Annotated in this window: 9 protein-coding genes and 1 tRNA gene; 7 read left to right on the forward strand and 3 right to left on the reverse strand. The window is 68.3% G+C overall.

What is annotated here, in order from left to right; genetic code table 11:
* Positions 1–3 precede the first annotated feature (3 nt).
* Complete coding sequence (locus RVX_RS16690; protein ID WP_230404753.1) at positions 4–1,548, reverse strand: alkaline phosphatase family protein; 1,545 nt, start codon at positions 1,546–1,548, stop codon at positions 4–6.
* A gap of 133 nt (positions 1,549–1,681) precedes the next feature.
* Positions 1,682–1,870 carry a tautomerase gene (locus tag RVX_RS16695; RefSeq protein ID WP_230404749.1) on the reverse strand — a complete coding sequence of 63 codons (189 nt, stop codon included), beginning with the start codon at positions 1,868–1,870 and terminating at the stop codon, positions 1,682–1,684.
* Between the two features lie 298 nt (positions 1,871–2,168).
* On the opposite strand from RVX_RS16695, the gene RVX_RS16700 reads away from it, so the two are divergent.
* Both RVX_RS16700 and RVX_RS16705 read left to right on the forward strand, forming a co-directional pair.
* Positions 2,169–2,657, forward strand: a complete 489-nt coding sequence (locus RVX_RS16700) for a hypothetical protein (RefSeq protein ID WP_116307565.1) — start codon at positions 2,169–2,171, stop codon at positions 2,655–2,657.
* A 258-nt stretch (positions 2,658–2,915) separates the two neighbouring features.
* Positions 2,916–3,002: transfer RNA gene (locus RVX_RS16705), tRNA-Leu, on the forward strand.
* Positions 3,003–3,070: 68 nt separating this feature from the next.
* Here the strand turns inward: RVX_RS16705 and RVX_RS16710 are convergent.
* A complete protein-coding gene (locus RVX_RS16710; RefSeq protein ID WP_116307563.1) occupies positions 3,071–6,577 on the reverse strand; it encodes an AAA domain-containing protein in 3,507 nt (1,168 codons plus the stop codon).
* Positions 6,578–7,263: 686 nt separating this feature from the next.
* Between RVX_RS16710 and RVX_RS16715 the strand changes: the two genes are divergently transcribed.
* From RVX_RS16715 to RVX_RS16735, 5 genes are all read left to right on the forward strand, one after another.
* Positions 7,264–7,782, forward strand: a complete 519-nt coding sequence (locus RVX_RS16715) for a helix-turn-helix domain-containing protein (protein WP_172596637.1) — start codon at positions 7,264–7,266, stop codon at positions 7,780–7,782.
* 118 nt (positions 7,783–7,900) lie between these two features.
* Positions 7,901–10,948 (forward strand): M16 family metallopeptidase, encoded by a 3,048-nt coding sequence (locus tag RVX_RS16720; RefSeq protein ID WP_172596636.1) that lies wholly within the window; start codon positions 7,901–7,903, stop codon positions 10,946–10,948.
* Entirely contained in the window at positions 10,945–11,841 is an 897-nt protein-coding gene (locus tag RVX_RS16725) for an ABC transporter ATP-binding protein (protein ID WP_116307557.1), read from the forward strand. Before RVX_RS16720 ends, RVX_RS16725 begins: the two co-directional genes overlap by 4 nt.
* A 50-nt stretch (positions 11,842–11,891) precedes the next feature.
* A complete protein-coding gene (locus RVX_RS16730) occupies positions 11,892–12,560 on the forward strand; it encodes a hypothetical protein (RefSeq protein WP_116307555.1) in 669 nt (222 codons plus the stop codon).
* Positions 12,557–13,861, forward strand: coding sequence for a DUF4857 domain-containing protein (locus tag RVX_RS16735; protein ID WP_116307553.1), 1,305 nt, complete (start codon positions 12,557–12,559; stop codon positions 13,859–13,861). The genes RVX_RS16730 and RVX_RS16735 overlap by 4 nt, the downstream gene beginning before the upstream one ends.

Below are 13,861 nucleotides of genomic sequence, written 5' to 3' on the forward strand. Positions count from 1 at the left end.
ACTTTACCCCTTCGGATGCACGTCACCAGAGCCAGCATCCGGCATCCCCGGCGTGCCGTCGGACGGTGCCGCCGCCCCGCGCCCCCCCGTCTGCCCGAATAGGCCGGAGAGGGTGGCCGGATAGCCCACGGTACGCGGCGGCGCATCCAGCCCGAAATGGCGCAGAACTATCGCGCCCGCATCGCGCACCGAAACGGGCGCGAGGCCGTCCGGCTGCGCATCGTACCAGAAGGCGTCGTCCGGGGTGTGGGTGCCGGTGCGACCGTACTGCTCCGGCAGGCCGAAAACCTGCGCGCGGTTCCACTTGGCTTTCAGGTCGAAGCCGTATGCGGGCACGCAGACCAGGTCCGGCGCGGCCCAGCGCATGGGCGGGACGTCGACGGCCCCGCGCGCTCCCGGCGACACCATGCCCGGCCCGGAAAGCCCCGCCCCCGGCGCTTCCGGCCCGTACACTTCGTCGGCCGCCAGCACGGCCCGGAACACCGGCGCGCCCTCGAAAGTCAGTTGCGAAAGATCGTGCCGCAGCCGTTCCGCCAGCGCGCGCCCCTGCGCGTCGTCCAGCATGCCGTCCGGAAAGCGGCGACGGGTGCGCAGGTAGATGCGGCCTGGGTCCAGCGCGAAGGCCGCGCTATCCGGGTGCAGGGTGGCGGCGTCCAGTTCGTGGCACTGCTCCACGCCGCCGGGCGTGACCTGCCGCAACAGCCCCTGCCCGCGCAGCCAGGCGTTCAGGTCCACCTCGGCGCGCACCGGGCCGAAGCCGTGGTCCGCCAGCGCCAGCAGACGCACCGGACGGCCGTCGCGCGCGGCAAGGGCCTTGGTCAGGTCCAGCACCTCGCCCACCAGCGCATCCCACTCCGCCAGAAAATCCATGCACGCCGGATGCAGCGGGTGGGCCTCGTCGGTCACCGCGTCCCACAAAAAGTGGAACAGCCGGTCGGTTTCCGTCAGCACCAGCACGAACAGGTTCCACGCAAGGTCGGGCCACAGCAGGCGCAGCGCGGCGCGGCGGGCGGCCAGGGTGGCCCGCAGTTCCGCCAGCAGGTGGGCCGGGTCCGACCCCCCACGCGCGGTGTCGGCCTCCAGCCGGTAGCCCGCCCCGGCCAGCGGACCCAGCAGGAACGGCGGGTGCACCGCCCGCGCAAGGTCGTGCGCCACGAACCCGGAAATCAGCATGCCCGGAATGGGCCGCGCCGGGTAGGTGTTGGGCAGGTTGATGACCCGGCTGGTCAGCCCGCACTCGCCCAGGCGGTCGAAGATGGTGGGCGCGGCCACCTGCGAGAAGTCAGCCAGCGACAGTTCGCGCGTGGTCACGTTGAACCGCGTGAAGCCGAACACCCCGTGCGTTTCCGGCCCGGCCGCCGTGTAGAACGAGGTCCAGTTCACCGGCGAGAGGTCGGGAAGCTCGGCGGCCATGGCCGACGCGTTGGGGGATGCGGCGATGCGGGCGAGGTTGGGGGTGCGGCCCCGCGCGCAGAGGTGGCGGGCCAGCGAGAACGGCAGGCCGTCCAGCCCGAGCACCACCAGACGGGGGCGCGTGTCCGTGTGCATGCCCTGCCTGTAGCAGATGGGGGGGCGATGCGCCAGCGGCGCGGGGTGCGCGGAGGGGCGGTGCCGACGCCATCCGCCCGACGAGCTGGGCACGACGGGCGCTGCACGGCGAAAGCGTCCATCCCCCCTGCGGCTACGCCCCGCGCTTGCGCCGCGCGGTGATGGTCTCGCCGCCCACGCCCCAGTTGTCGGTGTCCAGCTCGTCGATGGTCACCACGGTGACTGACGAATACGGCAGTATGGCCCGGCGCTCCGGACACGTCCAGCCTCTGCGGATCTGCCCGGAGGGCTGGCACCTGCCCCCGCCGCTGCCGCATTGCACACGGACCGCAGCGGTTTTGACGCCCGAAACGGGCTCGGCTATATCATTGGGGTATCCGTGGGTTTCGGCTTACGTTCGCATGGGGCCGAAAACACTGCCGGAGAGCACACGTACAGGGACATTTCGCGGCGCGCCTCGTGCCCGACCGGGCTGTGACCGGACCGACCGGACCGACCGAGCCGGCACGGCACCTCTCGATGCACGGCAGCGCCCGCATTCGGCGCATCTCGCGTGCCCCCTGGCTGACAACGAACACGACCGTTCGGGACGCCCCGCGTCCCACATGCAAGGACCGACCATGGCCAAATTCGACTGCGAGCTCTTCGGGCACTTCGTGTACGGGCCGGAACTGAGCTACAACGACCTGCTGGCCCGCGAAGCGGAGCTGGTGGACGCCATTCACGCCGCGCTGGACGCCAGCGGCGGCGAGCACATCGACTTCACCCCCACCGGCGACGCCCTGCGCGTGCAGTGCGTGTTCGCCCACCACGAGGAAGCGGCCTTTCACACCGCGTGCGCCGCCGTGGCCCCGCTGCTGCGCGGCGACGTGCAGGGACGCATGCTGTTCGTGGACAAGGGGCTGGACCTGCTGCACCTGTACCTGCTGGCCGACGGTCGCTGGCGCGAATCCGGCCTGCGCCTGCCAAGCGCCCGCGAGGGCCTGGCCACCCACGCGCAAAAAGACCCGGCGTTGGCCGTGGTGCCCACCACCACGCCCAAGCCGGGCGCGGCCCGCGCCAAACGCGGCAAGAACGGCGGCAAGCCCGCCGGTAAGCCTGCGGGGTAACACCCACCGGGCGTTTCCTCGCAGTCCGCGTCCATTGACTGGACGCCTTGACCAGATGTCTTGACCAGACGCGCGGGCCGAATGCACTGGCCGAATGCACTGGGCGGATGCTGTCGCCGACACGCAAATCGCCCCCCCCACCCCGGACGCCGTCATCTGACGCCCTGCGGAGTCGCACCCCGCGCATCCTGCCCCTCCGCCACCCCGACATTGACGGCAACCGGCCCGCATACTAGGGTTTCGGCCCAATCCCACCGTGCCCGGATGGCGGAACTGGCAGACGCAAGGGACTTAAAATCCCTCGGCCTCACGGCTGTGCGGGTTCAATCCCCGCTCCGGGTACCAGGAAAGAAAAAAGGCTTGCGGCCACACACCGCAAGCCTTTTCATGTGGCATGCACGATTCCGGCATGGCTACACCGGCAACAGTTCCTCTCGCAGCCTCGACACGTCGCAGCCCTGGTACAGTATCGAATGTTCCCTGCGGGCCATGCCGTCCCGTCGGGCGGACAGCCAGTTGAACGAGCCCTCCACCAGCGTGTGGTCGTCCACGATCAACGTCTTGTTATGCAGGCCGTTGACGAACCTCAGCCGGGCACCTGCGGCCTCCAGGGCCTGCGCCAGCTCGTCCAGCCTGTCCTGCCTGTTCTGGCAGCCAGCCAGCGCCAGCCGCGCGTCGGAAAAGACCTCCACCGCCGCGCCTCGCCCACTGGCGGCGCGAATCATCTCCAGTACGCCGTCCGCGTCGAGCGCGTGCGCCCCCAGAAACGGCGAAACGATCACCAGCCGCTCCCGCGCAGTGTCGAAGGCCCCGCGCAACGCGGCCCTGTGCTGCTCCAGCGTCGTCAGGTGCTCGATGCGCCCCTCCATGGGGCGCGGGGCCAGCCGGAAGTCTTCCAGTTCGCCGCCCTGAATGACGCATTGCAGGTGTTTTCCGAGAATCTGCGATGGTCGCCCCCCTCCCGGTTCGAACAGCCCCATGTTCCCGAACACGAGAAAGGAATGCTTTGCCCGCGACACGGCCACGTTAAGCATGTTCCGCCCCCGGTCGAAGAAGGGGACCGCCACGTTGCCGGGGCCGTACACGGGCGAAAAGATCACGATGGGCCGTTCCGCGCCCTGAAGCTTGTGCACCGTGCCCACCACCATTTCCGCATGGTCGCGTTCACGCAGGCATTCGCACATGCTCACCCGGATGGACTGCACCTGACTAGCGAACGGCGTCACGATGGCCACGATGTCCGCCAGCGATGCCGCCTTGTACCGATCGAGAATCCTGTCCCGGTTGCCAGCCAGCCATTGTGCGATGTTGCGCGCCTCGTAGGGGTTGTGCCAACTGCCGTTCTTCTTTCTGCCGGTGGAAGGGATGTGCGCATAACCCAACGGGGGAAAGAGATAAAAATCGTCCGGCTCCTGCCGGGTCAGCACTTCCAGGTGCGGGTACACGAGCTCCTTGCAGTAGCCGATGATGTCCTTGTGGCACCGGCGGTGCTCCAGCAGATACATGCCGCGTTCTTCAGCGGGCCGCCCATTCAGGATGCAGTGGTACGGGCTGGCGTCCTGGGCCATGCGCATGGCGCTGCCCCTGGACGCGGCAAGACCGATGGGCATGTCCTCCTCGTTCCCGGCATGAATCCCGTGGCGCCGCATGTTGCCAAGGTCAACGGACGTGGGAATCTGGTACACGGGCTCGATCTGGTACACGTCGCCCACCACCAGCCCCCGCTTTGCCAGAGCGAACACCGCAGCGGCCTTGTCCGGCCCCGCCTGGCCCGCCTCGTCGAGGATGAGCAGGTCGATGAACTCGTACAACGGCCCGCCGGACGTGGCGAAAAACTTGGGCACCATGAACAGGGTGGACACGATGCACGGCGTGAGCATGGCGATGCGCTTCAGCCGTTCCGCGCCGCGTATCCTGCCGCGCTCGGGGGCGGACACATCTTCCAGCCACAGACCTTCATAATAGTGTACGGCCAGCAGGAACAGTTCAAAGCGCGCGGTGCGGTCTAGCCGGTCCAGCAGGCGGTACAGCCCCTGACGCGTGAATTCCAGGTCGCCCTCCGCAAGGTGCAGCGTCTCGGCCAGGGCGGCACGGCGCGCGGCCATTTCCTGCAACAGCGCGACCTGCCGCGCATCTTCCTGCCGAAGCTGCGCATCTGCCCGCGCCAGGTCCTCCAGTTCTGCGGACAGCGCGTGGTGGTGTTTGCGAACGGCGTCCAGCAGGGCATCCACGTGCGCGCCCACCTCGCCGAGGTTTTTCGGAGGCGCGGGCAATTCCAGGCGATGCTGCAACACAAAGGCTTTTGCCCGCGCGGCAAGGCGGTCCTTCACGAACCCCATGGCCCCCAGCAGACTTTCGACCAGGGATTGCCCGGCAATGGCGGTGGCCGCCTCTTGCGCCATGGTCGTCGCGCGGTCCTGCTCCCCGGCCACTTGCGCCAGTTCTTCGGCCACGCTCGCGGCCCTTGCTTCCCCGTGTGCCAACGATTCCTTTATTTGAATCCGTCGCGCGTCCACCTCCGCCATGCGCGCGCCGTCGCGCAGGCATTGCGTCCACGCGGCAAGGGCCTGTTGCATTGTGTCAGTCACACGCAACATGCGTGCGCGCAGATCGTCGCGAATGGCGGCCAATGCGGCCCTGGGGTTCCCGGCTGGCGGGGGCGTGCCGGAAAAACGGGAATAGTGGGTCAGGTAATCGGACAGGGCCCGTTCGACATATTCCGGCGTTTCGACCCCCTCGAAAAACCCCTTCAGTTCGTAGCCACCGCCCACCCAGGCCAGCGCCATGGACAGGAAGGGGTTGCCCTCTTTGCCCAGTTCCTTCTGCCTGGCGTCCGAAACGGCATAGGCCCCCAGGCTGTCAACGCCTGCAGGCAGCCAGCGGACCTCCAGCGGATTGGCGGACTCCGCCTTGAGCACCGCGCCGAAATCCCTGATGACGTTGGTCACTGCCTGATTGTTGGACGACGTGGCCACGATGACCGGCGGTTCGGGCCTGCCGTCCCCGGCGTCCACCACCGCCTTCACCCACAGCGAGGCGATGGCGCTTTGCAGCAAGGTGGTCTTGCCGGTTCCGGGGGGGCCATTCACCGCAAGCACCTCGCCATTCCTGGTGGAAAGGAAATGGTGAATCGTCTCCCGCTGGCTGGGCCCCAGCCCGAAGGCACCACTCATCTGGCCAAGGTGCAGCCGCGCCGCCACGTCCGCTTCCTCTTCCAGGGTCAGCAACGGGCGCGGCTTCTGGCAACCCCCAACGAAACTCTGGTAGGCACCGGGAAGCTCGTCCCGTTGCAGCACGGCATCGTACAGCTTCTTGATGTTGCTCGCGGCTCCGGACTGCCCCTTGTCCATATAGACCCGCGGCTCCCGGCACACGGCATAGGGCATGTCGCCCAATTGCACGTTGCCCAGCTCGTCGAAGCCGATCAACTCCTGCAACATGCCGGTGCAGAATTCGTGATACCGATCCCAGCCCAGTTGCGCGAAATGCTGGCTGTTGCGCGCGATGTACTCTTCCACGGCGTCCACGGAGGTGAAGACAATGTTGGTCGTCGACACCACCGGGTCCAGATAATCCCGGATGAACCACGGCATGATGCGTTCCTGCGCGGACAGCCTGCCGTCCCGCAAGAGGACGCACGGCACGAGCATGGGCGTGACGACTTCCGGAGCCCTCCAGTATGAAGAGCCGCGCACATAACCCCGCTGGAACCGCACGGGGGCAATCAATATCCGCTGTTCCGGCGCATTGCCCAGAATCTCTTTCGCAATGTCTGGGGGAAACACCCCCATCCGGAACTGCTCATCCGTGATGGGCAGGTACGATTCGCTGCCCCGACTGCTGTCCACCTTGTCAAGAATCAATTCATCCGCAAGCGTGTCGCGAAAATACCGGGTAATGCTGCGAGCCGGTTCGTGCATGAGAGTGTGCTTACCTGTCGTGACGGTTATTGAATACCACGCAACGCGCACAACCGCGCGATCACCTGAGGCCACCCGCGCACCGCCTATACATGAGAATGCCCCCAGGGGAAAGAAACGCCTCTACGCACTTCCCGCTTTCAGAAGCCCCCCTACGCTTATTTCCGGCTCATGCCGGATTGTTTCAAAATGTTCAGAAGATTGAGCCCCCCAGATAAGACCCGTGTGCGAGTTCGGGATAAAAGTGATGTTGAAAATCAGTCTCAATCATGAGACCTCATCAATAAACGCGAGCAATCAGTTCGGAACCGTCTGCGTTCCGACGGCGATACGCACCTGCCCCATCAAGGGATATGGATGCGCTCAGCCTCGAAGAGAGATGCATGACCATACGTCCAGTGTTTTCATTCTACCCACCAGGCCACCAGCGTGAATGCACCCCGCCGAGTGTCGTCTCGACCATGCTGGTGAATCAGACACATGCGTGTGTTCATCAACTGGCAATCACAGCACACACACCGTGCTGCATGCTGCTTTCGGAAAACAGCGGGGCGATTTCAGCTGTCATTGCCCATGATGCCGATATCCCCGCCAAGGGCGGGCGGCATGAAGTCTCCATTCCATTGACGCCCGGCAGGCCCCACCGTCTGACAATCACGGGTTTGCGCCGTGAAGCGACAGGAGAGATGCAGGAGAATATTCCCTCGCTGATGGTGGTGTCGGCAACTCCCGAGATGCTGCTGCAGATCGAATCGCTGCGTGAAGTCAAGACAAGCAAGCCCCAGTCGCTGTGGGCTGTCGGTCAAACACTGGTACTGCTGGCGTTGGTGGCTGATTCGCTTGTTTCGCATTCAACAAGGTGCAAGCCGGAGCATCTCGCAACCGAAATACTCGAGCAGCATCTTTCCAACCCTCCGTCCATCGCGGAGCTGGCCTCGCTGTGCAGCACCAGCAGGGCGACCCTGGCGCGCAGGTTCCGTTCCGCGTTCGGCATGACCGTCCGCGAGTACCTGCGCAGCAAGCGGCTTGAAGCCGCCCGCGCCCTGCTGGCCCGCGAAGGTATGTCGGTGACCGAAGCCGCCCTGGCCGTGGGCTACGACAGCCTGCCGTCCTTCTCGCGCGCGTTCCACGCCCATTTCGGCCAGCCCCCCGTGGCCGTCCGCAACGCCTCACGCACCCCGGCGGAGCGGTCGCGGTCCATGTAGCCCCTTCCGAAACCCCGGAATGTCGACACGCGGGCCAACGCCCGTCGGCACTCGTCCGTGGCTTACGCGGACTCTTCGGCATCCTTCGCACGCCTTCCAAGGAGCGTTTGTCACCGCCATGTCCATCTCGCGCACCCACGTTCTTCTGCCCGCCCTGTTGGCCACGCTGCTGTGCTGCGCCCTTGCCGCCTGTTCCGGCAGGCCTGGCGCGCCCTCGTCGGCCACTGTCGGCGCGTCCAGTCCGTCCGATGCATCGGGCGCACCCCAGGCCATCCCCTTCAACTGGTACGACGGGGCGTGGCCGCATGAACGCGCCTCCGCGAATGATCCGGCCCTTGCCCCGCACGACGGGGCCCAGTTCGGACGCCTGCCCAACGGCATGCGCTACCTGATCGTGCCCAACGCGCGCCCGGCCGGGCGCGTCAGCCTGCACTTCAACGTGCAGGCCGGATCGCTCATGGAAACCGACGATCAGCTCGGGCTCGCCCATTTCCTCGAGCACATGGCCTTCAACGGCTCCCGCCATTTTCCGCCCGGCGCGCTGATCCCCTTCCTGCAGCAGAACGGCATGTCCTTCGGCGGCGACGCCAACGCCCACACCAGCTATGCCGAAACGGTGTACACCCTTGATTTGCCCGCCGCCGACGCCGCCGTCATCGACAAGGGGCTGCTGGTCATGCGCGACGTGGCCGACGGCATGCTGCTGCGCCCGGAAGAGGTGGACAAGGAGCGCGGGGTCATCCTTGCGGAAAAGCAGGACCGCGACACCGAAAAGAGCCGCTCGGCCCGGGCGCGCCGCAACGCGCTGTACGCGGGCACCCGCTACGCCAACGAAACCATCGGCAGCGAGGCCGTCATCCGCGCCGCCGACAGCACCCGCCTGCGCGCCTTCTACGACGCCTGGTACCGGCCCGAACGCATGGTGCTGGTGATGGTGGGCGACGTGGCCCCGGCCACTGCCCGCGCCGCCGTGGAGCGCGCCTTTGCGGACCTTGTCGCGCACGGCCCGGCCGTGCCCATGCCGGACCTTGGCGTGCCCGCCCACGCCGGGGTGACCGCCTCGTTCGACCCCGCCGACGAGAACGGCGCGTCCGTTTCCGTCACTGCCATGCACGCGCCGCGCGCCTTGCCCGACTCCCCGGCGGTGCAGCGCGCCCAGCTCATGGACGCCTTGGCCCAACACGCCTTTCAGGGCCGCCTGCTGACGCGCGCGTCCGCCCAGGCCTCGCCGCTGCTCGGCGCGCACGTGGCCTTCGCCAACGCCTTCGAGATGGTCGAAACCTCCACCGTGGCCGCCCGGTGCGCCCCGGAACGCTGGCAGGACGCGCTGACCCTGGTCGAGCAGGAACTGCGCGCGGCGCTGGAAGGGGGCTTCACCGACCGGGAATTCGAGGACGCCCGCAAGTTCTACGTGGCCCGGTTCGAGGCCATGCTCCGTGAGCGGGACAACCGCACCAGCGGCGACATCGCCAAGGAGGCCGTGGCCACCCTGAACGCGGACCGGGTGTTCCAGTCCACGGGGCAGACCTGCACGCTGGTGCTCGGCCTGCTGGGTTCCGCCACCCGGGCCGACGTGGAGGCCGCCTTCCGCCAGCGCTGGGCCACCGGCAATCGCCTGCTGCACGTGGCGGGCGCGCCCTCCCTGCGCCACCTGGGCGACGGGGCCGGGCAAGCCATCGTCGAGGCATGGTCGCGCAGTGCCGCCGCCCCGGCGCGGCGCAGCGTGGCGGACACCTCCGTCACCTTCCCCTATCTGACGGAACCGGACCATGCCGCACCGGTGGCGTCCGACCAGCGCGCCAACCTCGCCGCGACCAAAAGCGTGACACTTGAGCGCCGCACCGTGCAACTGGCGAACGGCATGGCCCTGCACCTGCTGCCCACCCCCTTTGAAAAGGGCCGCTTCGCCGCCACCCTGCTGTTCGGCGAAGGGCGACGCGCCCTTTCCGCCGATGACGACCGCGTGGCCCGCGCCGCCGAGCGAGCCCTGCAGGAAGAAGCCCTGGGCCGCCTTTCGCGCGAGGCGTTCCGCAGCCAGCTTGCCTGGCGCCTGAACGGCGTGGCCGAACGCCACGAGGACGACGTGTGCGCCATCCGGGTTGGCGGCAACACCCAGGAACAGGACGTGGCCATCACCGCGCTGTGGACCCAGTTCCGCGACCCCATGGTGACCGAGGCCGGCCGCATGCGCGCAATGGAAGCCCTGAAGGCGGAGCGCAAGCGCGCCACCGCACGGGTGGCCATGGAGGCCTCGCGCGAATTCCTCTACGGCGGCACGCGCAATCTGGACGTACTGGACGAGGCGGACATGGCCGCAGTTCCGCTGGAGCGCATGCAGGCCTATCTTGCCGCCACCCGCGCGGCCGGGCCACGCGCGCTGGTTGTGGTGGGCGACTTCGACGCGGACGCCATGGTGGCCCGCGCCGCGCGCCTGTTCGCGGACGCCGCGCCCGTGCGCCCCGCCCCGTGGAGCGCGCCTGATGTGCCCTTCCCGCACGGGCGCTCCCGCACCGAGCATGCCGAGGACCCCGCAGGCTCCTCGGTGCTCGTGGCGGCCTGGCGGCGCGACCTTCCCGATGAGACGGACCGTCCCGCCCTTGCCGTGCGACGCTTGCTGGCCGCCGCGCTCAACGACGCCCTGCGCGAAGAGGTGCGCGAACACCTTGGCGCGGCCTACGCCCCGCGCGGCATGTACCGGCACGACACGGAGTTCGGCGGCTTCGGCATGTACACGGCCACGGCCCGCACCGACGCGGCCACTATCGGCACAGTACGCGAAGCCGTGCGCCGGGTTGCGGACCGACTGGCCAGAGGCGACGTGCCCAAGGGCACGGCCAAACGCCTGCGCGGGCCCATCCTGACCGCCCTGTCCACCGCCGCCACCTCTAACCAGCACTGGAACGGCCTGCTGACGCAGGAGGCAAGGACCGGCAGGCCCCACCTGGCCTGGAGCGAGGGCTTTCCCGCCCTGCTGCGGGCGGTGACCGACGCCGACCTCGCCCGCGAGGCCGCCCGCGCCTTCGGCACGCCGGGCGCGGACCTGGCCGTGATCGGGGAACCTGCCGCCGTGACCGCATCCGTCCCCAGCCTGTCCGCTACATCCACCACGGCGCCCGGCGTCCCCGCCACCCCCGGCGCCGACGCGACCACGGAGGCCCTGCGATGACGGCCATGATCGAATGCCGGGGCTTGCGCCACGGCTACGGCGAAAAACCCGTGCTGCACGGGCTGGACTTCACGGTGGAGAAAGGCGGGGTATTCGGCCTGCTGGGCCGCAACGGCGCGGGCAAAAGCACCACCATCAACATCCTGATGGGCTTCCTGCAGCCGCAGGCCGGCGAATGCCGGGTGCTGGGCCATTCCAGCCACTCGCTGCCCCCAGCCGTGCGCGCCGACATCGGGCTGCTGCACGAAGGGTTCATCCAGTACGACTTCATGACCATCAAGGAAATCGAGCGGTTCCACGCCCCGTTCTACCCCCGATGGGAAAGCCGGGTGTTCTGGGAACTGGTGGACAGGCTCGACATCCCCCCCGACAGGCGGGTGTCCCGCATGTCCTGCGGGCAGCGCTCGCAAGTCGTGCTGGGGCTGATCATGGCCCAGAACCCCCGCCTGATGATTCTCGACGACTATTCCATGGGCCTGGACGTGGGCTACCGCCGCCAGTTCCTCACCCTGCTGCGCGCCTACGTGCGCGAGCGGGGCACCACGGTGCTGCTTACCTCGCACGTGGTGCAGGAACTGGACCGCTTCGTGGACAGGATGATCGTGCTGCAACGCGGGCGCGTGGTGGCCGACTGCCGCCGCGACGAGTTCATGGCCAACTTCCGCCAGTACCGTCTGCCCTTCGGGCCGGAAGTGGAACGCCTGGTGGCGAATGGGCCAGGCGGCGTCATCGTGGGGGTCGAGGACCAGTCCAGCCACGTGGCCGTATACGCATACGCCACGGCGGAGGAAATGGCAGCCCGACTGACCGGGCTGGGGCTGCCCGCCGACGGGCTGACCGAAGTGCCCATGACCTTCGAGGACGCCTTCATCGGCCTGACCGGACGCGAATGACGCCCCAACAAGCAGGTCCGGCCACGCTCCGGACCATGGAGATCGCACCCATGCTGCGCGCCTTGCTGCTCAAGGAATGGATAAAGCTGCGCCTGCCCGGCTGGCTGCCCCTGGTGGGCATTGCCGTGGCCCTGGCGGACGCATGGATGACCATGCGCGCCATCCGCAACAACCACGGGGCCGTCCCGCTGTGGTCCATGCTCATCTACAAGCAGGACATCTTCTTCGGCATGCTGGTCTACATCCTGCCGCTGTCCGGGGCCTGGCTGGCCGCAGTGCAGTACTGGCGGGAATGCTCTGGCCGTCGGCTGCGCCTGCTGTTCCACCTGCCCGTGCACCACCGCGTGGCCCTGTTCGCCCCGGCCGCCGTGGGGCTGGCCGCGCTGGCCGCGCTGACCGTGGTGGAACTGGGCGGCTTCGCCCTCCTGCTGGCCTCGTTCGACCTGCCCGCGGAGCTGGCCGGGGCCATGCTGCGCACGCTGCTGCCCTCTGCCCTTGGCGGGGCAGTGGCGTACCTTGCCGTGGCCGCCGTGCTGGCCGAGCAGTTCACCCCGCGCCGTCTGGGCATGGGCATGGCCGGGCTGATCTACGTCACGCTGCTCACCCGCACCTTCGGGTACGGCGGCATGGATGCCAGCCTCTGGCTGTACGCGGCGGCCTGCCTGCCGTGGCTGCTGCCGGTAGAGGCCGCCGCCCTGCGCGTGAAGGAGGGGGCATGAACCTGCACGTCGCCCGCCTTGCCGCCGCGCTGGTCATGTGCGCGGCCATGTCCTGGCTCATTCCCGACGCCTACCGCCGGGCCACCAACCCCGAGCGCATGTGGTCCTCCGCCTTCTACAGCGCGGTTATCGACCGGTTCATGATCCGCACGGACACCTCCAGCGCCTCGGAATACTCCGACGAGGACGGCAAAACCTATACCCTGCGCGACTTCCGCCTGTTGCTGCCGTTCCTCTATTTCGCGGACCTCGAGAAGCAGAAGCAGTTCCCGGCCACGGTGACGGGCACGCCCGTCACGCCCGAGGCGGCGCGCCAGGCCATGCAGAGCCTGCAACTGCGCCCGCGCGACTGGAACCGTGACCAGCCGCCCCTGCACGTGCTGCTGGAAGCATCGCCCACGGGGGCGAGCCTTGGGCTGCCCCCGGACGTGTTCCGGCTGGAGGCGGACGGCATCACCTTCATCCGCTGCGCCGACGGCTCCGTGAATGCGGAAAAGTCCGCCAACTTCCGCGACGCCATGAACGCGGCCGGTGTGGCCTGGCCGCTGCGCGGCCTGGGGGGCAACCCCACGCCCCTGAAACCCTTCGACGAAGGCTACCTGCTGGTGGACGGCAAGGGGGCGGTGTTCCAGCTCACCATGGTGCGGGGCGAGCCCGCCTGCCGGGCCACCGGTCTTGCGGTGGAGGGCAGGGTCCGCGCCGTGGTGGTGGACGAGCACCCCCGCAAGGAGTTCATCGGGGCCATCGTCACCGATGCCGCCGTGTACCTCGTCATGTACGGGAATACCCTGACGCGCCTGCCGCTGGAGGGGTTCGACGCTTCCGGCAGCCTCGCGCAGGTGCGCAGCGACCCGCTGCACCGCACCGTGGCCACCGCCGACGTGCGCGACCGCATCAACCTGCCCACGCGCTACGTGGCCGTCACGCCCGCCTACGCGCCCGTGCGGCGCTTCAACCTCGGCCTGCCCGCCCCGATGCGCGAACGGCTGGCCTTCCTGCAGGACATGGGATCGGCCCTGTCGCCCTTCGCCGTGCGCCAGTTCGCACCCGAAGAGGGCCGCATCCTTTTGCGCGTCGAGCCCGCCGCTTCACTGCCGATTGCCACACTGGGCTGCGTGGCCGCCACCCTGCTGCTTCTGGCGGGGCGGCGCTGGCAACGCCAGCGCGTACACCCCGTGGAAATGCTGGTCACGCTGGCCTTCGGCCTGCCGGGCCTTGTGGGCGTGGCGCTCTTCGGCCCGGTGGGGGTCACGCCCCCGCCTTCATCGCCGCCCGGCGGCCGCCAGCCGTCCTGTAGTTGA

Origin of the sequence: Nitratidesulfovibrio sp. HK-II (assembly GCF_003402415.2) — a bacterium.
In the GTDB taxonomy this organism is placed as follows: Bacteria; Desulfobacterota; Desulfovibrionia; order Desulfovibrionales; family Desulfovibrionaceae; genus Cupidesulfovibrio.

Excerpts from the sequence above, each read along its gene's own strand:
- RVX_RS16710 (WP_116307563.1), bottom strand. The coding sequence starts at position 6,577 with ATGCACGAACCGGCTCGCAGCATTACCCGGTATTTTCGCGACACGCTT.
- RVX_RS16725 (WP_116307557.1), top strand. The coding sequence starts at position 10,945 with ATGACGGCCATGATCGAATGCCGGGGCTTGCGCCACGGCTACGGCGAA.
- RVX_RS16735 (WP_116307553.1), top strand. The coding sequence starts at position 12,557 with ATGAACCTGCACGTCGCCCGCCTTGCCGCCGCGCTGGTCATGTGCGCG.
- RVX_RS16720 (WP_172596636.1), top strand. The coding sequence starts at position 7,901 with ATGTCCATCTCGCGCACCCACGTTCTTCTGCCCGCCCTGTTGGCCACG.
- RVX_RS16715 (WP_172596637.1), top strand. The coding sequence starts at position 7,264 with ATGCAGGAGAATATTCCCTCGCTGATGGTGGTGTCGGCAACTCCCGAG.
- RVX_RS16690 (WP_230404753.1), bottom strand. The coding sequence starts at position 1,548 with ATGCACACGGACACGCGCCCCCGTCTGGTGGTGCTCGGGCTGGACGGC.
- RVX_RS16730 (WP_116307555.1), top strand. The coding sequence starts at position 11,892 with ATGCTGCGCGCCTTGCTGCTCAAGGAATGGATAAAGCTGCGCCTGCCC.
- RVX_RS16700 (WP_116307565.1), top strand. The coding sequence starts at position 2,169 with ATGGCCAAATTCGACTGCGAGCTCTTCGGGCACTTCGTGTACGGGCCG.